Annotated in this window: 24 protein-coding genes; 17 read left to right on the plus strand and 7 right to left on the minus strand. The window is 67.9% G+C overall.

Annotated features, from left to right (window positions below; genetic code table 11):
• The first annotated feature begins 1 nt into the window (after window position 1).
• The 5 genes from ACWFRF_RS13775 (at window position 2) to ACWFRF_RS13795 (ending at window position 8,580) form a co-directional block, all read left to right on the plus strand.
• Window positions 2-568 carry a single-stranded DNA-binding protein gene (locus tag ACWFRF_RS13775; protein WP_378995551.1) on the plus strand — a complete coding sequence of 189 codons (567 nt, stop codon included), beginning with the start codon at window positions 2-4 and terminating at the stop codon, window positions 566-568.
• A gap of 69 nt (window positions 569-637) precedes the next feature.
• On the plus strand, window positions 638-2,314 hold the full coding sequence (ettA, locus tag ACWFRF_RS13780) for an energy-dependent translational throttle protein EttA (protein ID WP_378995554.1): 1,677 nt from the start codon (window positions 638-640) through the stop codon (window positions 2,312-2,314).
• 233 nt (window positions 2,315-2,547) lie between these two features.
• Window positions 2,548-7,434: an NAD-glutamate dehydrogenase gene (locus tag ACWFRF_RS13785; RefSeq protein WP_387445199.1), complete on the plus strand. Its 4,887-nt coding sequence runs from the start codon at window positions 2,548-2,550 to the stop codon at window positions 7,432-7,434.
• A complete protein-coding gene (locus ACWFRF_RS13790) occupies window positions 7,431-7,901 on the plus strand; it encodes an acyl-CoA thioesterase (RefSeq protein WP_379314294.1) in 471 nt (156 codons plus the stop codon). Before ACWFRF_RS13785 ends, ACWFRF_RS13790 begins: the two co-directional genes overlap by 4 nt.
• Window positions 7,902-7,905: 4 nt before the next feature.
• On the plus strand, window positions 7,906-8,580 hold the full coding sequence (locus ACWFRF_RS13795; protein ID WP_379314295.1) for a hypothetical protein: 675 nt from the start codon (window positions 7,906-7,908) through the stop codon (window positions 8,578-8,580).
• Between the two features lie 99 nt (window positions 8,581-8,679).
• Here the strand turns inward: ACWFRF_RS13795 and ACWFRF_RS13800 are convergent, their stop codons facing one another.
• Together ACWFRF_RS13800 and ACWFRF_RS13805 are read right to left on the minus strand one after the other, a co-directional pair.
• Window positions 8,680-9,000: an AzlD domain-containing protein gene (locus ACWFRF_RS13800; protein WP_378995560.1), complete on the minus strand. Its 321-nt coding sequence runs from the start codon at window positions 8,998-9,000 to the stop codon at window positions 8,680-8,682.
• A complete protein-coding gene (locus ACWFRF_RS13805; RefSeq protein WP_378995562.1) occupies window positions 8,997-9,689 on the minus strand; it encodes an AzlC family ABC transporter permease in 693 nt (230 codons plus the stop codon). Before ACWFRF_RS13805 ends, ACWFRF_RS13800 begins: the two co-directional genes overlap by 4 nt.
• Before the next feature lie 67 nt (window positions 9,690-9,756).
• On the opposite strand from ACWFRF_RS13805, the gene ACWFRF_RS13810 reads away from it, so the two are divergent.
• Complete coding sequence (locus ACWFRF_RS13810) at window positions 9,757-10,326, plus strand: helix-turn-helix domain-containing protein (protein ID WP_101464034.1); 570 nt, start codon at window positions 9,757-9,759, stop codon at window positions 10,324-10,326.
• Between the two features lie 61 nt (window positions 10,327-10,387).
• Here ACWFRF_RS13810 and ACWFRF_RS13815 read toward each other — a convergent pair whose 3' ends face one another.
• The gene (locus tag ACWFRF_RS13815; RefSeq protein WP_378629923.1) at window positions 10,388-11,101 is read right to left on the minus strand and encodes an HNH endonuclease; all 714 of its coding nucleotides are present in this window, start codon (window positions 11,099-11,101) and stop codon (window positions 10,388-10,390) included.
• 164 nt (window positions 11,102-11,265) lie between these two features.
• On the opposite strand from ACWFRF_RS13815, the gene ACWFRF_RS13820 reads away from it, so the two are divergent.
• The 4 genes from ACWFRF_RS13820 to ACWFRF_RS13835 all read left to right on the plus strand — a co-directional run bounded on the left by ACWFRF_RS13820 (window position 11,266) and on the right by ACWFRF_RS13835 (window position 14,290).
• Window positions 11,266-11,676 (plus strand): globin, encoded by a 411-nt coding sequence (locus ACWFRF_RS13820; RefSeq protein ID WP_101464033.1) that lies wholly within the window; start codon window positions 11,266-11,268, stop codon window positions 11,674-11,676.
• Between the two features lie 208 nt (window positions 11,677-11,884).
• Window positions 11,885-13,486: a glycoside hydrolase family 13 protein gene (locus tag ACWFRF_RS13825; protein WP_452450188.1), complete on the plus strand. Its 1,602-nt coding sequence runs from the start codon at window positions 11,885-11,887 to the stop codon at window positions 13,484-13,486.
• A gap of 74 nt (window positions 13,487-13,560) precedes the next feature.
• Window positions 13,561-13,839, plus strand: coding sequence for an aa3-type cytochrome oxidase subunit CtaJ (ctaJ, locus tag ACWFRF_RS13830; protein ID WP_194829561.1), 279 nt, complete (start codon window positions 13,561-13,563; stop codon window positions 13,837-13,839).
• A complete protein-coding gene (locus ACWFRF_RS13835) occupies window positions 13,826-14,290 on the plus strand; it encodes a DUF5130 domain-containing protein (RefSeq protein ID WP_378995570.1) in 465 nt (154 codons plus the stop codon). Before ctaJ ends, ACWFRF_RS13835 begins: the two co-directional genes overlap by 14 nt.
• A 54-nt stretch (window positions 14,291-14,344) precedes the next feature.
• On the opposite strand, the gene ACWFRF_RS13840 is transcribed toward ACWFRF_RS13835, so the two are convergent.
• Window positions 14,345-14,581, minus strand: a complete 237-nt coding sequence (locus tag ACWFRF_RS13840; RefSeq protein ID WP_452450189.1) for a helix-turn-helix domain-containing protein — start codon at window positions 14,579-14,581, stop codon at window positions 14,345-14,347.
• 190 nt (window positions 14,582-14,771) lie between these two features.
• Between ACWFRF_RS13840 and ACWFRF_RS13845 the strand changes: the two genes are divergently transcribed.
• The 4 genes from ACWFRF_RS13845 to ACWFRF_RS13860 all read left to right on the plus strand — a co-directional run bounded on the left by ACWFRF_RS13845 (window position 14,772) and on the right by ACWFRF_RS13860 (window position 18,745).
• Window positions 14,772-15,923, plus strand: coding sequence for an MFS transporter (locus tag ACWFRF_RS13845; RefSeq protein WP_452450191.1), 1,152 nt, complete (start codon window positions 14,772-14,774; stop codon window positions 15,921-15,923).
• Between the two features lie 63 nt (window positions 15,924-15,986).
• Window positions 15,987-16,853: an alpha/beta fold hydrolase gene (locus ACWFRF_RS13850; RefSeq protein WP_452450193.1), complete on the plus strand. Its 867-nt coding sequence runs from the start codon at window positions 15,987-15,989 to the stop codon at window positions 16,851-16,853.
• Between the two features lie 132 nt (window positions 16,854-16,985).
• A complete protein-coding gene (locus ACWFRF_RS13855; protein ID WP_378995577.1) occupies window positions 16,986-18,164 on the plus strand; it encodes an alpha/beta hydrolase family protein in 1,179 nt (392 codons plus the stop codon).
• Window positions 18,165-18,343: 179 nt separating this feature from the next.
• The gene (locus ACWFRF_RS13860; RefSeq protein WP_378995579.1) at window positions 18,344-18,745 is read left to right on the plus strand and encodes a helix-turn-helix domain-containing protein; all 402 of its coding nucleotides are present in this window, start codon (window positions 18,344-18,346) and stop codon (window positions 18,743-18,745) included.
• A 27-nt stretch (window positions 18,746-18,772) separates the two neighbouring features.
• On the opposite strand, the gene ACWFRF_RS13865 is transcribed toward ACWFRF_RS13860, so the two are convergent.
• On the minus strand, window positions 18,773-19,387 hold the full coding sequence (locus ACWFRF_RS13865) for a TetR/AcrR family transcriptional regulator (RefSeq protein WP_452450195.1): 615 nt from the start codon (window positions 19,385-19,387) through the stop codon (window positions 18,773-18,775).
• 60 nt (window positions 19,388-19,447) lie between these two features.
• On the opposite strand from ACWFRF_RS13865, the gene ACWFRF_RS13870 reads away from it, so the two are divergent.
• From ACWFRF_RS13870 to ACWFRF_RS13880, 3 genes are all read left to right on the plus strand, one after another.
• Window positions 19,448-20,440, plus strand: coding sequence for a patatin-like phospholipase family protein (locus tag ACWFRF_RS13870; RefSeq protein WP_452450197.1), 993 nt, complete (start codon window positions 19,448-19,450; stop codon window positions 20,438-20,440).
• 157 nt (window positions 20,441-20,597) lie between these two features.
• Window positions 20,598-22,070 (plus strand): flavin-containing monooxygenase, encoded by a 1,473-nt coding sequence (locus ACWFRF_RS13875; RefSeq protein WP_379312948.1) that lies wholly within the window; start codon window positions 20,598-20,600, stop codon window positions 22,068-22,070.
• Between the two features lie 76 nt (window positions 22,071-22,146).
• Complete coding sequence (locus ACWFRF_RS13880) at window positions 22,147-22,980, plus strand: SDR family oxidoreductase (RefSeq protein ID WP_452450199.1); 834 nt, start codon at window positions 22,147-22,149, stop codon at window positions 22,978-22,980.
• Window positions 22,981-22,998: 18 nt separating this feature from the next.
• On the opposite strand, the gene ACWFRF_RS13885 is transcribed toward ACWFRF_RS13880, so the two are convergent.
• Both ACWFRF_RS13885 and ACWFRF_RS13890 read right to left on the minus strand, forming a co-directional pair.
• Window positions 22,999-23,589 carry a ClpP family protease gene (locus ACWFRF_RS13885; protein ID WP_378995589.1) on the minus strand — a complete coding sequence of 197 codons (591 nt, stop codon included), beginning with the start codon at window positions 23,587-23,589 and terminating at the stop codon, window positions 22,999-23,001.
• Window positions 23,590-23,721: 132 nt separating this feature from the next.
• Window positions 23,722-24,327 (minus strand): ClpP family protease, encoded by a 606-nt coding sequence (locus tag ACWFRF_RS13890; protein ID WP_378629942.1) that lies wholly within the window; start codon window positions 24,325-24,327, stop codon window positions 23,722-23,724.
• Window positions 24,328-24,480: the final 153 nt, after the last annotated feature.

Below are 24,480 nucleotides of genomic sequence, written 5' to 3' on the forward strand. Positions count from 1 at the left end.
GATGTACGAGGCACACGCGACGGTGATCGGGACCGTCATCACCCATCCGGTGCGGCGCGATCTCAGCAACGGTGAGCAGATGCTCACGTTCCGGATGGCGAGTAATTCGCGGCGATTCGACGTCAAAACGGGGGAGTGGACCGACAACGGCACGTTGTATCTCACGGTCTCGTGCTGGCGCAGGCTGGTGGCAGGGGTGGATCGATCGTTGCATCGTGGCGACCCGGTGATCGCCTACGGGCAACTCCGCTCGCACGAGTACCGCGGCAAGGACGGAACCGAGCGGCGGGATCTGGAGATGCGCGCGGTGGCGGTCGGGCCCGATCTGGCGCGCTGCCACGCGAGCGTTGTTCGCCGGTCCGAGGGCCTGCGATCATTGCCGCATGCCGCGGTGCGGAATATTTCCGACGCCCGCGGCGCTGCCCTACCGAAGGCCGACGACGCTGCCACCGGGTATGCGTCGACCGAGGCCGTTGCCGTAGCCTGTACGACCGTGGCGGATCCTGTCCCCGCGCGATCGCCGGACGTGGTGTCGAGCACCAACGGTGCCGAGCAGGTTGACGCATGAGGGTCGTTTCCGCGGCACTCGACCCTTCCGTATCCCGTCCCCGTTTCTCCCACCGATAGGCTTCCGCGTATGGCTGAGTTCATTTATCAGATGATCAAGGTTCGCAAAGCACACGGCGACAAAGTCATCCTCGACGACGTGTACTTGAACTTCCTTCCCGGCGCCAAGATCGGTGTGGTGGGTCCCAACGGCGCGGGTAAATCCAGCGTGCTGAAGATCATGGCGGGACTGGACCGGCCGAACAACGGTGAGGCGTTCCTCGGCTCGGGCGCCACGGTCGGCATCCTGCAGCAGGAGCCGCCACTCAACGAGGAGAAGACCGTCCGCGGCAACGTGGAGGAGGGCCTCGGCGAGGTCAAGGTCAAGCTGGATCGGTTCAACGAGATCGCTGAACTGATGGCCACCGACTATTCCGACGAGCTCATGGACGAAATGGGCAAGCTCCAGGAGTTCCTCGACCACGCCGACGCCTGGGATGTCGACTCCCAGCTCGAGCAGGCCATGGACGCGCTGCGCTGCCCGCCGCCGGACGAGCCGGTCACCAACCTCTCCGGTGGTGAGCGCCGCCGCGTCGCGCTGTGCAAGTTGCTGCTGAGCAAGCCCGATCTGCTGCTGCTCGACGAACCGACCAACCACCTCGACGCCGAGAGTGTGCTCTGGCTCGAGAAGCACCTCGCCGACTACCCGGGCGCCGTGCTGGCCGTCACCCACGACCGGTACTTCCTCGACAATGTCGCCGAGTGGATCCTCGAGCTCGACCGCGGGCGTGCCTACCCCTACGAGGGCAACTACTCCACCTACCTGGAGAAGAAGGCACAGCGTCTCGAGGTCCAGGGCAAGAAGGACCAGAAGCTGCAGAAGCGCCTCAAGGACGAACTGGCCTGGGTGCGGTCCGGCGCCAAGGCCCGGCAGGCCAAGAACAAGGCTCGCCTCGGCCGTTACGAGGAGATGGCGGCCGAGGCCGAGAAGCACCGCAAGTTGGACTTCGAGGAGATCCAGATCCCCGCGGGTCCGCGACTGGGCGACATCGTGGTCAACGTGTCGAACCTGGACAAGGGCTTCGGCGATCGTCAGCTCATCAAGGATCTGTCCTTCACGTTGCCGCGCAACGGTATCGTCGGCGTCATCGGACCCAACGGTGTCGGTAAGACGACGTTGTTCAAGACCATCGTCGGTCTCGAATCACCCGACAGCGGTGAGGTGAAGGTCGGCGAGACGGTCAAGCTGAGCTATGTCGACCAGAACCGCGGCGGCATCGACCCGAAGAAGAACGTCTGGCAGGTCGTCTCCGAAGGTCTGGACTTCATCCAGGTCGGCAACCAGGAGATGCCCTCGCGCGCCTACGTCAGCGCGTTCGGCTTCAAGGGGCCGGACCAGCAGAAGCCGGCGGGTGTGCTCTCCGGTGGTGAGCGCAACCGCCTGAACCTGGCGCTGACCCTCAAGGAGGGTGGCAACCTGATCCTGCTCGACGAACCGACCAACGACCTCGACGTCGAAACCCTCAGTTCGCTCGAGAACGCGCTCGATCAGTTCCCCGGCTGTGCCGTCGTGATCTCCCACGACCGGTGGTTCCTCGATCGCACCTGCACCCACATCCTGGCGTGGGAGGGTGACAGCGACAATGACGCCAAGTGGTACTGGTTCGAGGGCAACTTCGAGGCGTACGAGGCGAACAAGATCGAGCGTCTGGGCGCCGAAGCCGCTCGCCCGCACCGTGTTACGCACCGCAAGCTGACGCGCGACTGATACGCGCGGCCCGCACGACGGCCCGGTGGAACGATCTGTGAACGGTCGCTCCGCCGGGCCGTCGGCGTTGTGCCGATCGGTGCTCCCTGGCGTTCACCCAGCATTCTTCAAGTTACCGGCGCGGCAAGCCCGAATTCCCTCAGCGTGTTCGAGTACCCGGAGCTAGTCTCGAAAATGCGTCACCTGCGTTGCGAAATCGAAGCGAACCACAATCCATGGGAGTGGGCTAAACGATGACGGTCTCGTCGGAAATCTCCAGCGCGGCGTGGGCCGCGGGAATGCCGCAGAGCTTGCGCGGCGATCTCGCGACCCTCGAGGAGGCGTATTTCCGACACGTCGATGCCGGTGACGTGGACTTCCCGATCCCCGGAATCACCCAGATCTTCCGGCACCACATGGAATTGGCCGCCGTGCGGATGCCGGGTAAGGCCAGCGTGCGGGTGCACCATCCCGACGACGGGACCGGGATGGGCGCCGCGGTGCAGGTCGTCACCGACGACATGCCGCTGCTGGTGGAGTCGATCACCGCGGCGCTGGGCCGGATGCAGGTGAGCGTCTCCGAGGTGATCCACCCGATCTTCGAGGTCATCCGCGACGAGGAGGGCCACCTCACCGGCGCCGCGGCGCACGAGGTGGACGGCCACGGCGCGACCGGGCTGACCGAATCGTGGATGCACCTGCAGCTGCACCCGTCGACCGGCCGGGCCCAGCTCGATCACATCGAACGCACCATGCCCGAGGTGATCGACGATGTCCGCCAGGTGATCGACGACACCGAGGCCATGGCCGCGGTGCAGAGCTCGCTGGCCGACGCGCTCGACCGGTCCGCCGCCCAGGGCTCCACGCCGTTCCCCGCTGTCGATGTGGCCGATTGCGCCCAGCTGCTGCGGTGGCTGGCCGCGGGCAACTTCACCCTGCTGGGGTATGCCCGCTACCGGCGCGGCGTCGAGGACGGCCACACGGTCTCGACCGTGGTGCCCGGTGCGAGCCTGGGTGTGCTCCGGCCCGATGTCGGCACCGATTTCAAAGTGCCCATCAACGGTGAAGACCGCCCGTTGCTGCTGCTCACCCAGGGCCTGGTGCGCGCGACCGTGCACCGCTCGGTGTACCCGTACTTCGTCGGTGTCGCCGATGTCGACGAGACGGGCGCCGAGGTGGGGGTGCACCTGTTCATCGGCGTGTTCACCGTCAGCGCGGTGCACGAGAACGTGCTCGACATCCCGGTGATCAATCGCCGGGTGCGGACCGCGATCGAGGGCGCCGGGTTCGACAAGGACTCCTTCTCCGGGCAGGCGATGCTCGAGGTGATCGAGTCGTTCCCGCGCACCGAATTGTTCTCGGCCGACACCGAAACCATGCGCCGCACCGCCGTCGCGGTCCTCGGCGTCGGCCTGCGCAGGCAGGTCCGGCTCTTCCTGCGCAGCGACGGCTACGGCCGCTTCGTGGCCTGCATGGTGTATTTGCCGCGCGATCGTTACACCACCGCCGTACGCCTGGAGATGCAGGAGATCCTGGTCGCCGAACTCGGTGGCGTGGATATCGACTACTCGGCGCGGGTGAGCGAAAGTGAGCTCGCCAGTGTGTATTTCACGGTGATGATGCCCGCCGAGGCCACCGGCGAGGCAGGTCCCGACACCTCCGAGGACAACCGGCTGCGTTTGCAGGGCCTGCTCAACGCTGCCAGCCACACCTGGGACGACCGGATCGGTGATGCGGTCGCCTCCTCTACCGTGCTCGATCCCGCTGTGGTCAAACGGTATTCGGAGGCGCTGCCCGAAAGCTACAAAGAGGACTTCGCGCCCGCCCGCGCGCTGGCCGACATCGTGCGTCTCGAGCGACTCACCGAAGGCGGCATCAGGCAGCACCTCTACCGCAGGCCCGAAGCGGAGCCCGGTTCGTGGCGCTTCAGCCTCTACATCGCCGGTTCCGGTGTCTCGCTGAGCCAGGTCCTCCCGGTCTTGCAGAGCCTGGGTGTCGAGGTGGTCGACGAACGGCCCTACCAGCTCGAACACGAAGGCGGCACCGAGCGCTGGATCTACGATTTCGGATTGCAGGCTCGCCCGGAGTTGCTGCGCAACGCACTGGGCGGCGATCTCGACGCCGCACTGCTCGAGGCCCCCGGCCAGCTCGACGCCCTGCGTACCCGGTTCACCGACGCCTTCGAGGCCGTCTGGTACGACCGGGCCGAAGCCGACGGTCTCAACGAACTCGTGCTGCGTGCCGGCCTGCCGTGGCGGTCGGTCGCGATCCTGCGCGCGTACGCGAAATACCTGCAGCAGGCCGGATTCCCGTACTCCCAGGTCAATATCGCCCGCGTGCTGCTGGCCCACCCGGAGGTCGCGCGCGATTTCGTCGACCTGTTCGCCGCCCGCTTCGATCCGGCCATCGTCTCCGCCGAGGCCGCCGTCGAGCTCGAGACCCGGGTGCGGGCCGGGATCGACGAGGTGGTCAGCATGGACGCCGACCGCATCCTGCGTGCCATCCTCGGCCTGATCAAAGCCACGCTGCGAACCAACAACTATGTTCTCGACGACGAAGGTCGCCCACGCGACTACCTGGCACTGAAGGTCGAGCCGCGCGAGATCGCCGAATTGCCCAAGCCGCGACCGCAATTCGAGATCTTCGTGTACTCGCCGCGGGTCGAGGGCGTGCACCTGCGGTTCGGCTCGGTAGCGCGTGGCGGCCTGCGCTGGTCCGACCGGCTCGAGGACTTCCGGACCGAGATCCTCGGGCTGGTGAAGGCGCAGGCGGTGAAGAACGCGGTGATCGTGCCGGTCGGCGCCAAGGGCGGTTTCGTGGTGAAGCGTCCGCCCGCCCCGATCGGTGACCCGGCCGTCGACCGCCAGGCGAGTATCGCCGAGGGCGTCGCCTGCTACCGCACCTTCATCTCCGGGTTGCTCGACGTCACCGACAACGTCGACCTGGCCACCGGCGCGGTGCTGCCGCCCGATCGGGTGGTCCGCCGCGACGGCGACGACACCTACCTGGTGGTCGCCGCCGACAAGGGCACCGCCAGCTTCTCCGATATCGCCAACGATGTGGCCACCCGCTACGGCTTCTGGCTCGGCGACGCCTTCGCCTCCGGTGGCTCGGCGGGCTACGACCACAAGGCGATGGGCATCACCGCCAAGGGGGCGTGGGAAGCGGTCAAACGCCACTTCCGTGAGATGGACATCGACACCCAGAGCCAGGAATTCACCGTGGTCGGCGTCGGCGACATGAGCGGTGACGTATTCGGCAACGGCATGTTGCTCTCGCCGCACATCCGGCTGGTCGCCGCGTTCGACCACCGGCACATCTTCCTCGACCCGAACCCCGACGCGTCGAGCTCCTTCGCCGAACGTGAGCGCTTGTTCGCGCTGCCGCGATCCTCGTGGGCCGACTACGACCGGAGCCTGATCAGCGAGGGCGGCGGCGTGTTCGAACGGACCGTGAAGTCGGTGCCGATCTCGCCGCAGGCACGGACGGCGCTCGGCCTGCCCGACTCGGTGCAGACGCTCTCGCCGCCGGAGTTGGTGCGCGCGATCCTGCTCGCACCGGTGCAGTTGCTGTGGAACGGCGGCATCGGCACCTATGTGAAGGCGAGCACCGAATCCAACGCCGAGGTGGGTGACAAGTCCAACGACGCGGTGCGCGTCGACGGAAACCAATTGCGGGTCAAGGTGATCGGCGAAGGTGGCAACCTGGGGGCCACCGCGCTCGGCCGGATCGAGTTCTGCCGTGCGGGCGGCAAGATGAACACCGACGCACTCGACAACTCCGCGGGCGTCGACTGCTCCGACCATGAGGTCAATATCAAGGTCCTGCTCGACGGCGTGGTCAGCGCGGGCGGTCTCGCACCCGCCGACCGCAATCCGCTGCTGGCCTCGATGACCGACGAGGTCGCTCGAATGGTGTTGCACGACAACGTCGATCAGAACACCTTGATCGGTATCGCCCGCACCGACGCGCCCCAGATGCTCAATGTGCACGGTCGTGTGATCGCCGACCTCGAACAGCGACGTGGCCTCGACCGGGAGCTCGAAGCGCTGCCGTCGACCGCCGAGCTGGCTCGCCGTGGCGAGGAGGGCGCCGGGCTCGCCTCACCCGAGCTGGCCAACCTGCTCGCGCACGTGAAGCTCGGCCTCAAGGCCGACCTGCTCGACACCGACCTGCCCGACAGCGCCTACTTCGCGAGGAAGCTGCCCCTGTACTTCCCGACGCCGCTGCGGGAGCAGTTCGGCGCCGCCATCAAGAAGCACCGGCTGCGCCGCGAGATCGTCACCACGATGATCGTCAACGAGGTCGTCGACTACGGCGGCATCACCTACGCCCACCGCCTCAACGAAGAGGTCGGCGCCACCACCACCGATACGGTGCGTGCGTTCGCCGCGGCCACCGAGATCTTCCAGCTCCATGACGTGTGGTCGCGCATCCGCGGCGCCGACGCGGCCGCCGGAGTCTGTGACCTGCTCGAATTGGAATCCAAGCGGACGCTGGACCGTGCATCGCGCTGGCTGCTGAGCAACCGGCCGCAGCCGATCGCGGTCGGCGCCGAGATCAACCGCTATCACCGCCGGGTCCAGGAACTGGCGCCGCAGGTGCCGGGCTGGTTGCGCGGGCACCATGTCACCTCCCTCACCCAGGGCGCCGCCGAGCTGATCGCCCGCGGTGCGCCGACCGACCTGGCCACCGAGGTGTTCGGGCTGCTCGGGTTGTTCCCGCTGCTCGACATCGTCGACATCGCCGACATCACCGATCGCGACGGCGCCGAGGTGGGCGCCCTGTACTACGCGCTCAACGACCATCTCAAGATCGACTGGCTGCTCGAGGCGGTGAGCCATCTCGAACGCGGTGATCGCTGGCACGCGCTGGCCCGGCTCGCTCTGCGCGACGACATGTACGGTTCGTTGCGCTCGCTCACCCTCGATGTGCTGTCCGCGGGTGACCCGGAGGAAACTCCCGACGAAAAAATTGCATACTGGGAGTCGAAGAACCAGTCCAGGCTGGGTCGTGCGCGCGCGGCCCTGTCGGAGCTGTTCGAGTCCGGGACCCACGACCTCGCCACACTGTCGGTTGCCGCGCGACAGGTGCGGAGCATGGTGAGCGGGGTGGGCGCCCAATCGGAGGTACCACGGTGACGAGTTCGCCGAACGGCAACACCGGCACGCCCGCACCGGAGCTGGTGTTGCCGCAGCGTTTTCACGCGAAGGTCGAGATCCGCTGGTCGGATATGGACGTGTTCCAGCACGTCAACCACGCTCGGATGGTGACCCTGCTGGAAGAGGCGCGGATTCCGTGGCTGTTCGACGACGACAAGCCGACGGCGTCGATGGGGCGGCAGGGGTGTGTGCTGGTCGACCTGCATGTGAAGTACCGCGGGCAGTTGCGGCACGAGGACACCCCGCTCGACATCGCCATGTGGGTCAAGCAATTGCGCGCGGTCGATTTCACCATCGGTTACGAGGTGCGGGCCAACGGCGCGGCTCCCGATTCGCCGCCCGCGGTGATCGCGACCACCCAGCTCGCCGCGTTCGACATCGATACCCAGCGGCTGCGCAGGCTCAGCGAGTCCGAGCGCGACTACCTGACACTGTGGCGGGCCTGATTACGTGAGCTCCTCCGAACAACGGGTGCTCCACACGCCCGACCCGGCCGAACGCGAAAACCTGGCCACCTTCCTCAGCCGAGCCCTCCGGCTGGACCCGGCCGCTGTCGTCCGATTGCGGCGGCGTGGTTCCAGTCTCGTATCCGCGTGGGTGGCAACGGGGTTCGAGACTCTGGCGGTGCGCACGATCACCGCGGAACTCGGTGTCGACGATGTCACCGTCGGTGCGGACACGGTGCTCGCGGGATTGGGTACCGGCCATCCGATCGACCTCGGTTACTCGATGGACTCCGCCTGGCGCGGTGCCCTTCCGCCGACCGACGGCTTCTCGCATGTGGATGACGTTCCGGCGCGCACCCTGGTGGAGCTGGCCGAACGTGGCGCGGATGTGGCGCGCGAACACGGCGGTCCCAAAGGGCCGCCCGCGTCTCTTCTCGACCAGTCGGTTCTTACGGTTACCGGGACCGGTGATCTCGAGGTGCAGGTGCCGATGCGCGTCGTCTTCGCGCTCACTGCGATGGATTTCATTCCGCATGCGGGGGAGAAGGCGGAGTCGCGTCGGATTCAGCCGTCGGAGCTGGTGCGGGTGCGGGCTACGCGGACGTGGTTGCGGTTGGATGCTCGGTACGGGTCTGTCGCGCGGCGATTGGGTGGCGGGATTCCGTTGTCGCCCAGTTGAGTTGGGCAGATCAGAGTCTCGGGTCGCGGTAACCCCGCACCCGAGGGGTCGCGGGGCGGGCTGAGGGTGCCGTCGTGGCGCAGCGTGGTTGGCAGTGAGTCAGTGCACGCCGACGAGGCGTAGCAGCGCCGTTGTCGTGGCTGCTGCCAGCACGGTGACGAGTAGAGGGGCGCGCCGCCACGCGAGGACTCCGCCCACGCCGACACCGGCGGGTAGGGCGACGCCGAGGTGGCCGGAGCCGGTCGGCAGCGTGGCTGTTGCTACCAGCGCGGCGAGCAGAATGAGGGCGCCGGTGTCCAGGAGGTGGATTGCCCGGGGGGACAGCCGCAGCCGATGGCGCATCGCGGGGCCGGTCCATCGCAGTGCGTAGGTTCCCACAGCGAGCGCCAACATGGCGGGCAGCAGATACGGCGCGTTCATGCCGCCACCGGTTCGCCGGTGGGGGTCGGTGGGCGTAGAGCGAAGACCAGTCCGCCCAGGGCGATCAGCACCGGGAGCCCGGCAGGCACGAACGGTGCGACCGCTACCGCCAACCCGGCACCGACCAGTACCGGCCGCAATGTTGCCCGGTCGCGCAGGGCGGGCAGGATCAGCGCGAGCAGGATCACCGGGAACACCGCGTCCAGGCCGAGCGCCGAGGTATCGGGTACGAGCGAACCCAGTGCCGCGCCGAGGGTGGCGCCCAGCGGCCAGCACAGTGCGACGCCGATACCGCAGGCCCAGTACGCGGCGCGTTTGCGTTCCTGATCACCGGGGGCCGTGGCGAAGGCGACCGACTCGTCGTTGAGGACGTGGATGCCGAGCGCTCGCTTCCAGCCGCGCCCGAACACCTCGGGCGCCGACAATCCGTACGGCAGGTGGCGCGCGTTGAGCAGCAGTCCGGCCACCACCGCCGCCAGCGGACTACCGCCGGCCGCGACGATCCCGAAGAACAGCAATTCCGAGCCGCCTGCCAGCACCGTGACCGCCATCACGATCGGCATCCACATCGGGAACCCGGCCGCGATCGTCGACGCGCCATAGGACACCCCGAACAGGCCGACGGCAAGGCACGCCGCGGCTACGGCAGCCACGGTTCTCCGGTCGAGTGTTCGCCAAATCGAACGCATGTTGTTTATATTGAACGCACGGGGTGGGTAAAGTCAACGCGGTATCGCCAGCCCTCAGGAGGCGTAGATGGACCGGCAGGACCCCGTCGTCGGACCGCCCCAGGCGGTGATCGCCGCGGCGCTGCGTCGTGAGCGCGCCCGCGCCGGCCTCTCGCTCACCGAGGTCGCTCATCGGGCGGGCGTCGCGAAATCCACGCTGTCGCAACTGGAATCGGGCACCGGCAACCCCAGCCTGGAAACCCTGTGGGCGCTGTGCGTCGCCCTCGAAATGCCGTTCTCCCGGCTGCTCGATCCGCCGCGGGCCAATGTTCAGGTGATTCGCGCCGACGAGGGCGCACCCGTCCCCTCGGCCGACGCCGACTATCGGGTGACATTGCTCGCAGCGGGCCAGTCACACACTCGCTGTGATGTGTACCGCATCGCGGCCGAACCCGGCCACACTCGTCGCTCCGATCCGCACAGCCCGGGCGTCGTCGAGCATGTCGTCCTGGCGGCGGGCCGCGCCATGGCGGGCCCGGCGGACGAGCCCGTGGAGATGCGCCCCGGCGACTACATCCGCTACCTGGGCGATCTCCCTCACATCTTCGAAGCGCTCGAGCCGGGAACGTGGGCGACGATGGTCATCGAGAGCGCCTGAGCCGATCGAGCGCGGGTCAGGCGTAGCTCGCCTGCGTTCCGGCCATGCGCGGCTGTGCCTATCAGGCGGCCCCTTCGCCGAGGTATTGCAACCAGATCGGATCCAGATCGGCGGTGGTGGACAGCAACCGCCAATGCGGGCCCTTGGGCGAGACCAGCGGGTGGCGCAGGTGCCAGCCCAGGTCGGCCAGCATCTTGTCGGCCTTGCGGTGATTGCAGGGGGCGCAGCTGGCGACGCAGTTCTCCCACGAGTGCTCGCCGCCGCGACTGCGGGGGATCACGTGGTCGATGGTCTCGGCCTTGCCGCCGCAGTACCCGCATCGGTAGTGGTCGCGATGCATGAGCGCGGCGCGGGTCATCGGCACGCGGGCGCGGTAGGGCACCCGCACGTAGGTGCGCAGGCGGATGACGGACGGAATCGCCACTTCGGAGCCCGCGGAATGCAGGACCGGTCCTTCGGGATTGTCGTGAACGGCGTCTGCTTTGGCGCAGATCAGCAGCACAACAGCGCGACGAGCGGACAGCGCGGTGAGCGGCTCGTAGGTGGCGTTGAGGAGGAGGACCCGGCGTTTGCGCCACGCGGCGGCGTCGTGGTCTCCGGCGAGATGCAGAGGCGCGGGGAGATGCGGCAGGTCGTGAAGACCGTGTGCGCCCGGATGGTGATCGGACAGGATATGCAGCGGAACAGCCCCCGAGCCACGATTGTGGACGTCGGCGGGCTGGAGTTGTCGGTGCGTGCGCGCCTCGTGTGAACGGGCGCTCGGTCGCTGCTTCATCCTCGTGACCTCAATTTCATGATTGGCAGGATCATGTGGTATCTGGGGCCGATACTGACCCCAGTTGACCATGGTTCCGGCGGTATTGCACGGCTATTTTTCAAACTTCCGGATGAACTGTGGTTGAAGGGCAGCGCGTTCGTGACCGTGGTGATCGGGGCACAATGGAGCGCGTGACTTCCGGTGAGCAGACAACGACCTCCTTCTACGAAGCCGTGGGCGGCGCGGAGACGTTTCGCCGTCTGGTGTCGGTGTTCTATCGCGAGGTCGCGGCCGACGAGATCCTGCGCCCGTTGTACCCGGAGGAGGACCTGGGTCCGGCCGAGCGCCGGTTCCGGATGTTCCTCGAACAGTACTGGGGCGGGCCGCGCACCTACTCCGACGAGCGCGGGCACCCGCGGCTGCGCATGCGCCACAATCCGTTCGTCATCGGGCCGCTCGAGCGCGACGCCTGGATGCGATGCATGCGGATCGCGGTCGGTGAGATCGAACCGTCGATCCTGGACGACGAACACCGCAAAGCCCTGCTGGACTACTTCCAGATGGCAGCGGCCTCCCTGCAAAACGCTCCGTAGCGGGACGAGAGCCCTATTGGGGCGCACTCGAGCCTTACGGGTGCCCGCCGTTCGCTGATAACCAGCGGATGGCCGCCCGGTTTCGCGTCGATGCCGCCCTTTACCACGATGTTTCGCCGCGGCGTGGCGAACGCTGGTGATTTGCCGGATTCGCAGAAAGTCTCGCCCCGCATGAATATTGCGGGCGATCTTTGGCAATATTGCGGGTGTGACACAGACACCTGCCTCGCCGGTGCCGGGGGAAGCAAGCACCGCTCCGTGGTGGAAAACCGCCGTGTTCTATCAGGTCTATCCGCGTTCGTTCGCCGACTCCGATGGTGACGGTGTCGGTGACCTGGGCGGGGTACGCGAGAAGATGGGATACCTGGAGCTATTGGGCGTCGACGCGCTGTGGATCTGTCCGGTGATGCGGTCACCACAGGCCGACGGTGGTTACGACGTGTCGGATCCGCGCGACATCGACCCGCTCTTCGGCGGGCTGGGGGCGCTGGACGAGTTGATCGCCGAGGCGCACGACCGTGAGATCAAAGTGACGATGGATCTGGTGCCCAACCACACCAGCATCGAACACGCGTGGTTCGCCGAGGCGCTGGAGGCTGCTCCGGGCAGCCCGGAACGGGCTCGCTACCTCTTCCGGGACGGTCGCGGCAAGAACGGGGATGAGCCACCCAACAACTGGCCGAGCATTTTCGGCGGCCCCGCCTGGACCAGGACCACCGAACCCGACGGCTCTCCAGGACAGTGGTACCTGCACATCTTCGCGCCCGAACAACCCGACCTGAACTGGGACAACCCCGAGGTCGCCGACGATTTCGAGAAGACCCTGCGCTTCTGGCTCGACCGTGGCGTCGACGGTTTCCGCCTCGATGTCGCCCACGGGATGGCCAAACCCGAGGGCCTGCCCGACATGGACCGGGTCGAGACCAAGATGCTCGTCCACGACGACGACGATCCCCGCTTCAACAACCCGGGCGTGCACGCCATTCACCGCCGCATCCGCACGGTGCTCGACGACTACCCGCACGCGGTGTCGATCGGCGAGGTGTGGGTCGACGACAACGTCCGCTTCGGCGAATACGTCCGTCCCGACGAGCTGCACCTGGCGTTCAACTTCCGCCTCGCCGAGACTCCCTTCACCGCACAGGGCGTCCATGACGCGATCACACACTCCCTCGACGCGGTCGCCGACGCGGGCGCCCCGCCCACCTGGACGCTGTCCAATCACGACATCGAACGGGAGGTGACCCGCTACGGCGGCGGCAAGGCCGGCGTCGCGCGGGCGCGGGCGATGATGATGGTCGAACTCGCCCTGCCCGGTGCGGTGTTCATCTACAACGGCGCCGAATTGGCTCTGCCCAACGTCGACGACCTGCCCGAGGAGGTCTTGCAGGATCCGGTGTGGGAGCGCACGGGCCACAGGGAACGTGGTCGTGACGGTTGCCGGGTCCCGATGCCGTGGGAGGGCCCGACCACGCCGTTCGGTTTCACCGTGGGCACGCCGTGGTTGCCGATCCCGGCCGACTGGGCCGACCGCACCGTCGAGGCGCAGCTGGAAACCCTGCACTCGACGCTGTCGCTGTACCGGCTGGCGATCGACCTGCGCGCCACCCGGCCGGAGTTCGCGGGCCAGCGGATCGAGTGGTACGGCAGTCCCGACGGCTGCCTCGCTTTCCGTCGGCCGGGCGGGTTGATCTGCGTGCTCAACGCCTCGGACGGCCCGATCCAGTTGCCGCCGGGGGAGGTGCTGTTGTCGAGCGCTCCGGTCGCCGACGACCGGTTGCCACCGAACGCGGCGGCCTGGTTGGTGTAGCACCGCCGGACACGCGGTGCGGGAACTGCCAGCCGGAGGATGAACTACTACACAGCATCGTCTACCGTTGGTGCGTGAGCATTCTCGAGACAGTGCTGATCTTCGTCGGCATCCCGGCCGCGATCTACTTCGCGATCGCGGGTTTGTCCTATCTCGGTAAGCCATTCCCCGGTGAGAAGCCGGCCCACTTCGCACTCGGGCAGAAGTGGACCCACCGGCCGGTGCTGTGGAGTGCTACCGATGAGGTGACCGCCGCGGCGGGGCACCACACCGCCGAGCCGCATGGCAGTCATGCGGCTCTCGAAACCGCGCATGCGGAGCTGATCGGAGGCCGGGCAAGTGGCAAGTTCTAATTGGCCCGCGGTGGTCGAGGCCGACCTGCCGCACGGGTTCGCCCTCACCAGCAGCGGCCGGGTGTCCGGCGTGCACGAGCCCGGCACCGTGTTCGACGAGGTGCCGTTCACCGATCGTGAACGCATCTCCCTCGACAACGCGCTCACCGAGGCGACCCGCGCCACCAAGGTCCGCTTCAACATCTACCTCGGCGACCTCGGCTCCGATCCGGCTGCCGGTGCCGACGCGATTCTGCCGAACACCCCGGAGTCGGCCGATTCGGTGCTCATCGCCGTGTCCCCGAACCAGGGCGCGATCGAGGTCCGTTCCGGTGCGAATGTGGCCGAGCGCGCCAACGACCGCATCTGCCAGCTCGGCGTCACCGCCGCGCTGGCCTCGTTCCGTCAGGGCAACTTGATCGATGGCCTGATCTCGGCCACCCGCGTGATGGCCGCCGCGATCGGCCGCTAGTTCGTTCTCCTCCGGACGGCGCGTTCACCTCATGGTGAACGCGCCGTTCGTGTGTCACGCGCCGGGCGTGCGGCGAAAGATGTCGGGGGACTGGCCGTTCCGGCGGCTGAACGCGCGGCGCAGGGTGCGGGCATCGGTGTAGCCGAGCCGGGCGGCGATCGACTGCACGGGGAGGTCGGAGTCGCGCAGGGGCCGTTCGGCGCGGTCGCGGCGGGCGGCGTCGACCTCGTCGCGCCAGGTGGTGCCCGCTTCGGCGAGGCGCCGCTGGAAGGTGCGGGGGCTGAGGGCCAAGCAGGCGCCTCGGGCGGCGGCCGCGCTGGCTGAGCGCGACATGGACGGGCGTGAGCGCCGTTCGAGTGGCCTCGCGCATCCGCCGCAGCACAGTCGAGAGTATTCGTCTGGACCGACTTCCCGAGAAGGGAATGGGGCCGGACATTCGCCTGTTGTAACCATTCAAATGACAATAGGCAGTTAGGAACTGATGGGCATGCGACGTGAGCATCTTGCCTGGGCGGGGCTGACGGCGATGACCGTCTCGTTCGGGCTCAACTTCACGATGGGTGTGTTCTTCGCGCCGACGGCCGCGTCGTACGGGGTGTCGGCGACGGCGCTGGCCGTGGCCGCCGCGCTGGGCACCACGGTCACCGGCCTGGCGCAGCAGGGTATCGGCAGGCTGCTCGATCTCCTCGGGCCCAAGCTCGTGCTGATCGGCGGGCTCACGCTGATCTCTAGCAGCTATCTGGTGCTGGCCTTAGTGACCGAGACCTGGCAGTTCGTCGCGGCCTATATGGTGCTCGGCGGATTGGGGTTCGCGTCGTCGTCGACCCTCACCGTGACCACCCTGCTCGGGCGGGCGCACGGTCCGCAGGTAGGACCGGCCATGGCACGCGCCGCGATCGGCATCAACCTCGGCCAGCTGATCACGCCGTGGGCGGCGACCGCGCTGTTCGATCCGATCGGTGTGCGCGGCACCTTCGCGTTGCTCGGCGCGATCGGTCTGGCTTCGACCGCCGTGCTGTGGCTGCTGCTGCCCGCCGATCAGCGGGCGACGACCAGCGCAGGCGCCAGCGAATCGCTGGCGGACCGATGGAAAGTGCTGGTGTCCTTCGGTTTCCACGCGGCGACCCTGTACGTGGTCGTGTTGATGCTGCCGAAACACGCGGTGGAGCAGGGCTGGTCGGTGGCCGGTGCGGGCAGGCTCGTGGCGCTGGCCGCGCTGGCGGCCGGGCTGACCTCGGCCGCGATGGTGCGGCTGCTGCGGCACTACCCACCGGAATCACTACTGCGGGTGCTGTATTCGGTGCGCCTCGCCGCCTTGCTGCCCGTGGTGCTCGTGCCGGGGCCCGCGGTGCTGGTCGTGGTCGCGGTGCTGTTCGGTATCGCCTCGTTCCCCGTCATCCCGCTGACCATGGCCATCCTGTCGCGTGGTCTCGACCCCGCGCGGATGGGCCGCACGCTGGCGCCCGCGTGGGTGATCCACCAGCTCGCCGCCGCCACCGGGCTCGGCGTGGCCACCGTCGTGCACGCCCTCACCGACAGCTATCGCGGCTACCTCGCCCTCGGCCTGGTATTCACCGTCGTTGCCGTCGGCCTGATCTCCCCGGTTCGCCGTCGCGCACCGGTCACCGTCTGAATCCCGCCCGGCCGAGCTTCCCGGGCTCGGCGCGAGTATCACCCACACAGAAAGAGATCCACGATGAACCAGATAAGCCACCACACCGTCGAGATCCAGGGCCGGTCGCTCTTCTACCGTGAAGCCGGCGACTCGGGCAAGCCGACTCTGCTCCTGCTGCACGGCTTCCCGTCCAGCTCGGCCATGTTTCGCAACCTGATTCCCGCACTGGCCGACGACTACCACGTGATCGCACCCGATCACCTCGGCTTCGGTCAGTCGGCGATGCCGGCGGTCGACGAATTCGACTACAGCTTCGACACGCTCACCGAGATCACCCTGGAACTGCTCGACACCCTCGGCATCGACCGTTTCGCGCTCTACATCCAGGACTACGGCGCCCCCATCGGCCTGCGCATCGCCTCGCGCAATCCGGAGCGGGTCACCGCGATCATCACCCAAAGCGGCAACGCCTACCTCGACGGCTTCACTCCGTTCTGGGACGTGTTGTTCGCGCATGCGAACGACCGCGCGACCCACGAGCCCGAAGTGCGCAAGCTGCTCGAGCTCGACGCGACGAAATGGCAGTACACGCACGGCGTTCCGGCCGACCGGCTCGCACTGGTCAGCCCGGATGCGTGGACCCTCGATCAGGCCTACCTCGACCGCCCCGGCAACAAGGAGATCCAGCTGCAGCTGTTCTTCGATTACAAGAACAACCTCGACGGTTACCCGGCCTTCCAGCAGTATTTCGCCGAGCATCGGCCGCCGACGCTCATCGCCTGGGGTGTCCACGACGAGATCTTCGGTGCCGACGGTGCCCGCGCCTATCTGCGCGACCTGCCCGACGCCGAACTGCACCTGCTCGACGCGGGCCATTTCGCGCTGGAGACGCACGGACCCGAGATCGCCGCGCTGATCCGCGACTTCCTCGGCCGGGTGCTGGGCTGAGTACGGCGGACGGCTGGGGGCCGTGGGGCGCCCGGCCGTCCGGGCGGCATCGAGTAACCTGGTCGGCGGTTTATCGGCCACGTCATGGGCCGTCGGCGTATCGGGGGAAACTTGCACGCACGTATTGCTCGGGTGATCGCAGCGGGTTGCTTGGCGCTGTCCGCGCCGGCCTGTGCCCAGGACAGCAGGCCCGCCGAATTCGCCGCGGCCGCACCGCTTTCCGCGTTCTACAACCCCAGCGCGGAATCGATTCCGGGACAGCGTGGTTCGGTGATCCGCGCGCAGCCGCTCACTGGCGCGCAGGCGGTGCCGGGTGCTCGCAACTTCCTGACGCTGTACCGGTCACTGGACGCGCAGGAGAAACCCGTCGCGGTATCGGGAACACTCGCGGTGCCCGAAGGCGTGGCGCCCGCGGGTGGCTGGCCGCTCATTTCCTGGGGGCCGGGTAGCACCGGGGTCGCCGACGTCTGCGCGGCCTCGCGATCCGAAGGCTCCTCCCCGAGCAGGGACGAACAGGCTCGCTGGGTGGCCAAGGGGTACGCGGTGGCCAGGACCGACTACCAGGGTTTGGGGACGCCGGGCGGTCACGGGTACATGATCGGCGAGACCGAACAACGCGCGATGGCCGATATCGCCACCGCGGCAAGGGAAATCGACAAGACGGTCGGTTCGCGCTGGGTGGCGATGGGGCATTCGCAAGGTGGCCACGCGGCCCTGTTCGCCGCCGTCGACGCCGCGGGATGGACGCCGAACACGCCGCTGCTCGGCGCCATCGCGCTGGCGCCCGCCTCGCACCTGGGCGAACAGGTGCGGATGGCGAAGTGGGCGGCGTCGAATCCGCTGGGCAAGCTGGGTACGGGCGAGGTGTCGGTGTACCTGCCGCTGCTGGTTCGCGGCGCCCAGACGGTGACCGATGTCGACCCCGCCCGATTCCTCACCGGCCGGGCGCAGTCGCTGCTGCCGGTCGCCGACTCCGAATGCACCGGCGGGCTGCGCGACAAGAGCAAGTGGGGCGGCCTGTCGGCGAAGGACGTGTTCACCGCCGACGGCGATGTCTCCGGGCTGCTGCGAGTCCTCGACGACAACGACCCGAGCGGCCTGCGATTCACCGTCCCCGTTCTCGTCCTCCAAGGCCGTTCCGACCTCACCGTCCCGCTGCAGGCGACGGACGCGATGGTCGCCGAACAGCAGGGGCGAGGCGAGTCGGTCGACTACCGCAAGTACGACGACGTCGACCACAGCGAGATCGTCTCCGCGTCCTTCGCCGACGCGCTCGGCTGGGCAGACACCCGCTTCGGCATCACCCGCTGAACTCCTGGAGCGCTGGCGCGCTCGAGCGGGGCCCTTCGGGCCCCTGATCTTCCCTCCCTCCGGGTACTCCTTCGTCGCACCCTCCGCTCAGTCCAGATCAGGGCGGGCCCCTTGGTCGTTGGTTACGCCCAGAGCAGAAGAGCCGGGTGTTTCGGTCCGGGGATCCCTACGCTCGGAGTATGGGCGAGCACAGCGGGTTGCGGGTGATTCCAGGCGGACGCGGCGAACAGCAGTCGCGGCCGGAACCACTCTGGCGTGAGGCGCTGGGTGAACGGTTGCGCGCGCTGCGTCTGGAACAGCGCTCCACCCTCGTCGATACCGCGGGCCGGGCGGGTATCTCGCCGCAATATCTCTCCGAGGTCGAGCGCGGGCGTAAGGAGCCATCGAGCGAGATGATCGCCGCCCTGGCCGGCGCCCTCGGTACTTCGCTGGGCGATCTCGTCGCGCAGGTAGCCGAATCCATGCGCAGGCACGCCCTCGTGCCGACGCGCGCGGTCGTGCTGGGCGGGCAACGCCAGATCGCTCCCTCGAGCTCCGCTCCTCTCGCGTCGGCCCCGAACGCTGTCCTGCTCGCCGCCTGATCAGGCCATCACCAGGCCGTGGTGGGGTCAGCCGTCCACTGCCGCGATCGTGCGGCCGGCGGCGATCTGGCTGCGGAGTAGGTCGACGATCGCGCTGACGGGGAGTTCGGGGTCGATCGCGCGCTGTACGCCGAGGCCGATTCCGAGCGAGAGTAGTTGCAGCGCCGCATCTTCGGCGGAAAGTGGGAGTTCGAGGCCGAGTTGATCGGCCTGCGTCTGGATCACCGAGGCGAGCATTGCCGTCAGGGTGCGTCGGCGCTCGGCGAGTTCGGTGCGGATCTCGGGCATGTGCCGGGTGCTCGTCGCGAACTCGACTTCCAGCGCGGTCCAGCCGACATCGCCGATGTTCTCGTCGGCCCATCGCGCGAATCCTTCGATCCGCTCCGTCAAGGTGTCGTGCGCCAGCATCGCGTCCACGAGCGACTGGGCGCGCTCCACGTGGACGACGTCGAGCACGGCCAGGCCCAATTCGTGCTTGGTCGCGAAGTTGGAGTACACCGCGCCCTTGGAGAACCCGGCCTCGGTGGCCACCTTCTCCAAGGGGGTCACGTTGTAGCCGTCGGCCATGAACAGGCGTTTGGCGGTCTCGACCAGTCGTTCACGCGTGTGGGCGTGCGACTCCTTGCGCGTCATCCTGGCCATGTGCAGGAGTTTAGCAAAATGGACTACCGCTGGAATTCAAATACCGTTAGTATTCGAAATATGACTACACGACGTGGCGTAGCGATCGGCTGTGGTGGCCTGCTCGGCTTCGCCTGGACCGCCGTAGCCCTCGACGCCGTCGAACGCGCGCTGAACTGGGACACCCGTACCGCCGATGTCCTGATCGGCACCTCAGCGGGCGCGGAACTCGTGGCGACCCTCGGCTCCGGGCGTACCCCCGCCGACCTGCTCGCCGCACTCGACGCCGCTCCCGGTGCCGACCCGATCCTGGCCGGTCATGTCGCCGTCGACCCCGGCAAATTCCCGCCGCGCCCAAGGCTCGGATTCCCCGGCCTCGGCCTGGTCGGCGCCGGTCTGCGTGCCAATTCGCCCTACACCGCGCTGGCCGGACTCCTGCCGCGCGGCGGCGGCGACGCCGACTGGTTGCGTTCCTTCGGTCAGGCGCTGGCCGACCCGAGCGGCTGGGTGCGCCACCCCGCGACCTGGATAGTCGGCGCCGACGCGGCAACGGGTGCGCGAGTTGCCTTCGGAGCGGGTGACACTCGCATCGCGACGGCCGGTAGATCGGTCGCCACTGGCGCGCAGGCGGTCGATCTGGGTGATGCGATCGCCGCGTCCTGGGCCATTCCCGGTTGGTTCCCGCCCGTGCGAATCGGCGGCAAGAACTACGTCGACGGCGGTTCGGTGTCGTCGGTGTCGGCCGATCTACTTGTGCCACTCGACCTCGATGAGCTGGTGATCATCGCGCCGATGACATCCGAGGGCGGCGCACCGGCCACCGGCCTGAACCGGGTCGAACGCCTGCTCCGTACGCAGATGACCCGCGGACTCGATCGCGAAGTCGCGCTGCTGCGCGCCGCGGGCACCCGCGTGATCCGCGTCGAACCGGGTCCCGAGGAACTCGCCGCCATGGGCCCGAACTTCATGGATTCGGCGCGGCGCCCAGCCACCATCGCCGCCGCCCGTCGCAGCGCCGCCACCCGGGTCGCCGACGTCCTGCGCGCTTCCACGCTCGCGAACCGGCCCGCATGATCCGCCCGGCTCAGCGGCGGCGCCGCACCCGATCTCCTGGATCCACTCGGTCACCGGCGGATGCGCGCTGCTTCGCTGTCGGGTCGCCGGTCTCGGATTTCGTCAGCTCGCGCGTCGGGATCGGCGCACCACTCGTTTCGTTCGAAGGAGAAGTCGTATGAGCCGCCAGCACGAAGTTGTTGTGATCGGAGCGGGAGTTTCCGGCATCTGCGCGGCGATCAAGTTGATCGAGGCCGGGATCGAGGATGTGGTGATCGTCGAGAAGGCCGCAACCTTCGGCGGCACGTGGCGGGCCAACACCTATCCCGGCTGTGCCTGTGATGTGCCGTCCGGCCTGTACTCGTTCTCCTTCGCGCCGAACAGCGAGTGGTCGCGGCTGTTCGCGACCCAGCCCGAGATCCTCGACTACGTCGACCGGGTGGCGCGCGAGCACGGGCTGGCCGAACACACCCGCTTCGGGGTGGAAGTGGTCGGTTCGCGGTTCGACGAGACGGCGCAGCTGTGGCGGCTGGAAACCAGCGAGGGCCCGCTGAGTGCGCGCTTCGTCGTGTCGGCCGCGGGTCCGTGGAACGAACCACGCCTGCCCGAGATTCCGGGTCTGGCCGAATTCCCCGGCGAGGTCTTCCATTCCGCGCGCTGGAACCACGATTACGACCTGCGTGGCAAGCGGGTCGCGGTGGTCGGATCCGGTGCGTCCGCGGTGCAGTTCGTGCCCGCGATCCAGCCCGAGGTCGCCGAACTGCACCTGTTCCAGCGCACCGCGCAATGGGTGCTGCCGAAACTCGATCACCGCGTGCCCGGCTTCGAGAAGAAGGTGATGCGCCGATTCCCGTTCGCGCACAAGGCCTTGCGCTCGACCGAGTACGCGCTGATGGAAGGACTCGGGGTGGCGTTCCGGCATCCACGGCCGCTGATGCAGACCGTGCAGGCCGTGGGTTCGGCGTATCTGCGTGCCGTGGTGCGTGATCCGGCGCTGCGGGCGAAGCTGCGGCCGGACTACCTGCTCGGCTGCAAGCGAATCCTGTTCTCCAACAGCTATCTCCAGTCGCTGACCAAGAGCAATGTCGACGTGCACGCCACCGGGGTCGCCGAATTCCGTGGCAACACCGTGGTCGGCGCCGACGGCACCACCGCCGAGGTCGACGCCGTCATCCTCGGCACCGGCTTCCACATCCTCGACACCCCGCTGGCCGACATCGTGCGCGGCGCCGACGGCCGTACGCTGGCCGAGCATTGGAAGGGCTCACCCGAGGCCTACCTCGGCACCGTCACCACCGGTTTCCCCAACGCCTTCACCGTGCTCGGCCCCAGCCTCGGCACCGGCCACTCGTCGGCGTTCGCCATCCTCGAAGCCCAGGTCGCCTTCCTCGTCTCGGCGATCGAGCGGGCCCGCCACGAAGGCTGGGCGGCGCTGGACGTGCGTCCCGAGGTACAGGCGCGCTACGTCGACCAAGTACAAACCGCGCTGGCGAGCACCGTCTACAACGCGGGTGGTTGCCACAGCTATTACATGGATGCCAACGGCCGCAACAGTTTCAGCTGGCCCTGGTCCACCGGGGAGCTCACCACCCGGGTCAGTGCGTTCGACCCCGCGGACTTCACCATCACCGACGTGACGGTGTCCGCGTGAGCGCTTCCATCCCACGCCCGTCGAGCGACACCGGCTGCGCGACACACACATCGACCACCAGACGAGAGGCCACACAATGAGCTACCCACGGATCGATCTAGCGGGCGCGACGATCGCGATCACCGGCGCCGCGCGCGGCATCGGGCTGGCCACCGCCCGGGCGTTCGTCGAGGCGGGCGCCTATGTCGCGCTCGGTGACCTCGACGAAGCCATGGCCGTGCAGGCCGCCGCCGAACTCGGCGACCACGCGATGGGCCACGTGCTCGACGTCACCGACAAGGCTTCCTACGCGGCGTTTCTCGAGGCGACCACCCGGTGGCGCGGCCCGCTCGACGTGCTGGTGAACAATGCCGGCGTGATGCCGAACGGCCCGTTCCTGGAGCAGTCCGACCGGATCGACCAGCTCACGATGGACGTCAACGTCTTCGGCGTCATCCACGGCATGCGGCTGGCCCTGCCCGCGATGCTCGAGCGCGGCTACGGTCACGTCGTGAACGTCGCCTCGCTGGCGGGCAAGTTCCCGCTCAAGGGCCTGGCCGTGTACAACGCCAGCAAGTACGCGGTGGTCGGCCTGACCGCCGCTACCAGGCTGGAAATGGATGGCACCGGTGTCAGCGTGAGCGCGGTCCTGCCGTCGGCGGTGCGTACCGAACTCAGTTCCGGCATCGACTACGGCATCCTGCCCGCCGTCGATCCCGAGGACATCGCCGCCGCTGTTGTCCGTTCCGTCAGGACTCGGGCAGCCGAGACCGCGGTGCCCGGCTATGTCGGACTGATGGCGAACGCGTCCGGTTTGGTGCCGGAGCCGGTATTGCGGGCCTTGCGCAAGGTGGCGCACGACGACGCCGCGATCAACGGCGTCGACGACGGTGTGCGGCGGGTCTACCTGGACCGCATCGAAAAGCAGTGAGCGGCGGGTAGACCGGGATCACTCCCGCTCGTGCAGGACCTGATCGACCAGTCCGTACTCGAGCGCGGTCTCGGCCGTGAACACCCGGTCGCGGTCGGTATCGCGGCGCAGGGTTTCCGGGGTCTGGCCCGTGTGCTTGGACAGGATCGCCTCGATCGCCGCGCGCATCCGGACGATCTCGTCGGCTTGCAGGATCAGGTCGGGGATGGTGCCCTGGCCGCGAGTCGCCGGTTGGTGCAACACGATTCGGGTGTGCGGGAGCATCGCGCGATGACCGGCCGCGCCACCGGCGAGCAGGACGGCTCCGACGGCGATCGCCTGGCCGACACAGGTGGTGTGCACCGGCGCCTTGATGAAGCGCATGGTGTCGTACACGGCGAGCATGGCGGACAGGTCGCCGCCTTCGCAGTTGATGTAGAGGCTGATCGCCTGGCCGGGACTGTCGGATTCGAGGTGCAGCAGCTGGGCGATGAGCGCGTTGGCGACGCCGGAGTCGATGGGGGTGCCGAGGTAGACGATGCGCTCGCTGAGCAGGTGCGAGTAGATGTCGGTGATCCGCTCACCGCCGCCGCGATGCTGCGACACCACATTGGGAATCGTGTAGGTCATGAGATCACTGCCCGCCTCTCCGCGTATTTCTGCCTGATTCGTCTGCCTCGTGGATCGTGTCGGCGGCAGGCGGTTGTGCTGTTACCCGTGTCCGTGCGCAGTCAATGGCGGCTGTCGGCGCGGGAAATAGTTTCATGCGGTGATTCCGATGCGGTGGCGGTTCGGGACGACCTGATCGAAGGACTCGACGATGTGGTCGATGAATCCGTACTCGAGGGCCTGGGGTGCGGTGAACCAGCGGTCGTGCAGCGAGTCCTCGTACACACGGTCGAACGGCTGGCCGGTGTCGTCGGCGATGAGGCCCAGCACGGTGTCGACGGTGTAGCGCAGGTCATCGGCCTGCACCTCCACCTCCACCGCGCTACCGCCGATACCCGCCGAGCCCTGGTGCATGAGGACGCGGGCGTGCGGCAGGGCGTACCGCTTTCCCGGTGCACCGGATGAGAGCAGGAATTGACCTGCGCTGCAAGCCAATCCGAGCGCCAGGGTGGACACCTCGCACGGAACGAGGCGCATCACGTCGCGAATCGCCAGCATCGACGGCACCGAGCCGCCGGGGGAGTGGATCCACAGCGAGATCCCGGCCTCGGGGCTCTGGGCGCCGAGGGTGAGTAGTTGGGTGATGAGCAGGGTGCCGTTGTCGTCGTCGAGGGGGCCGTCGAGGACGAGGATTCGGCGGCCGAACAGTTGTTCGCGGGCTCGCCAGCTGAACATCGGGGTCTTGTCGTCGTGTGCCATGGGTCCACGGTGCCTCGCGCACACCCCCGCGCGCCGCCATTGCTGCCCCCAGCAGATCCGCTCACAGCAGCGAGGTCGGTCGCCCGAAGCTCCAGCGCAGGCGCGGGCCTCGGGCGGGCTCCGGACAGGGAAAGGGCCCGGTGTGGCGAAATC

It is taken from the genome of Nocardia sp. NPDC055165 (genome assembly GCF_053606985.1).

What these genes read in the sequence shown, in the direction of transcription:
- ACWFRF_RS13845 (WP_452450191.1), top strand. Translation starts at nt 14,772, where the DNA reads ATGGGCATGCGACGTGAGCATCTTGCCTGGGCGGGGCTGACGGCGATG.
- ACWFRF_RS13800 (WP_378995560.1), bottom strand. Translation starts at nt 9,000, where the DNA reads ATGAACGCGCCGTATCTGCTGCCCGCCATGTTGGCGCTCGCTGTGGGA.
- ACWFRF_RS13820 (WP_101464033.1), top strand. Translation starts at nt 11,266, where the DNA reads ATGGAGCGCGTGACTTCCGGTGAGCAGACAACGACCTCCTTCTACGAA.
- ettA (WP_378995554.1), top strand. Translation starts at nt 638, where the DNA reads ATGGCTGAGTTCATTTATCAGATGATCAAGGTTCGCAAAGCACACGGC.
- ACWFRF_RS13775 (WP_378995551.1), top strand. Translation starts at nt 2, where the DNA reads ATGTACGAGGCACACGCGACGGTGATCGGGACCGTCATCACCCATCCG.
- ACWFRF_RS13860 (WP_378995579.1), top strand. Translation starts at nt 18,344, where the DNA reads ATGGGCGAGCACAGCGGGTTGCGGGTGATTCCAGGCGGACGCGGCGAA.
- ACWFRF_RS13815 (WP_378629923.1), bottom strand. Translation starts at nt 11,101, where the DNA reads ATGAAGCAGCGACCGAGCGCCCGTTCACACGAGGCGCGCACGCACCGA.
- ACWFRF_RS13890 (WP_378629942.1), bottom strand. Translation starts at nt 24,327, where the DNA reads ATGGCACACGACGACAAGACCCCGATGTTCAGCTGGCGAGCCCGCGAA.
- ACWFRF_RS13875 (WP_379312948.1), top strand. Translation starts at nt 20,598, where the DNA reads ATGAGCCGCCAGCACGAAGTTGTTGTGATCGGAGCGGGAGTTTCCGGC.
- ACWFRF_RS13880 (WP_452450199.1), top strand. Translation starts at nt 22,147, where the DNA reads ATGAGCTACCCACGGATCGATCTAGCGGGCGCGACGATCGCGATCACC.
- ACWFRF_RS13870 (WP_452450197.1), top strand. Translation starts at nt 19,448, where the DNA reads ATGACTACACGACGTGGCGTAGCGATCGGCTGTGGTGGCCTGCTCGGC.
- ACWFRF_RS13885 (WP_378995589.1), bottom strand. Translation starts at nt 23,589, where the DNA reads ATGACCTACACGATTCCCAATGTGGTGTCGCAGCATCGCGGCGGCGGT.
- ACWFRF_RS13810 (WP_101464034.1), top strand. Translation starts at nt 9,757, where the DNA reads ATGGACCGGCAGGACCCCGTCGTCGGACCGCCCCAGGCGGTGATCGCC.
- ACWFRF_RS13805 (WP_378995562.1), bottom strand. Translation starts at nt 9,689, where the DNA reads ATGCGTTCGATTTGGCGAACACTCGACCGGAGAACCGTGGCTGCCGTA.
- ACWFRF_RS13785 (WP_387445199.1), top strand. Translation starts at nt 2,548, where the DNA reads ATGACGGTCTCGTCGGAAATCTCCAGCGCGGCGTGGGCCGCGGGAATG.
- ACWFRF_RS13865 (WP_452450195.1), bottom strand. Translation starts at nt 19,387, where the DNA reads ATGGCCAGGATGACGCGCAAGGAGTCGCACGCCCACACGCGTGAACGA.
- ACWFRF_RS13850 (WP_452450193.1), top strand. Translation starts at nt 15,987, where the DNA reads ATGAACCAGATAAGCCACCACACCGTCGAGATCCAGGGCCGGTCGCTC.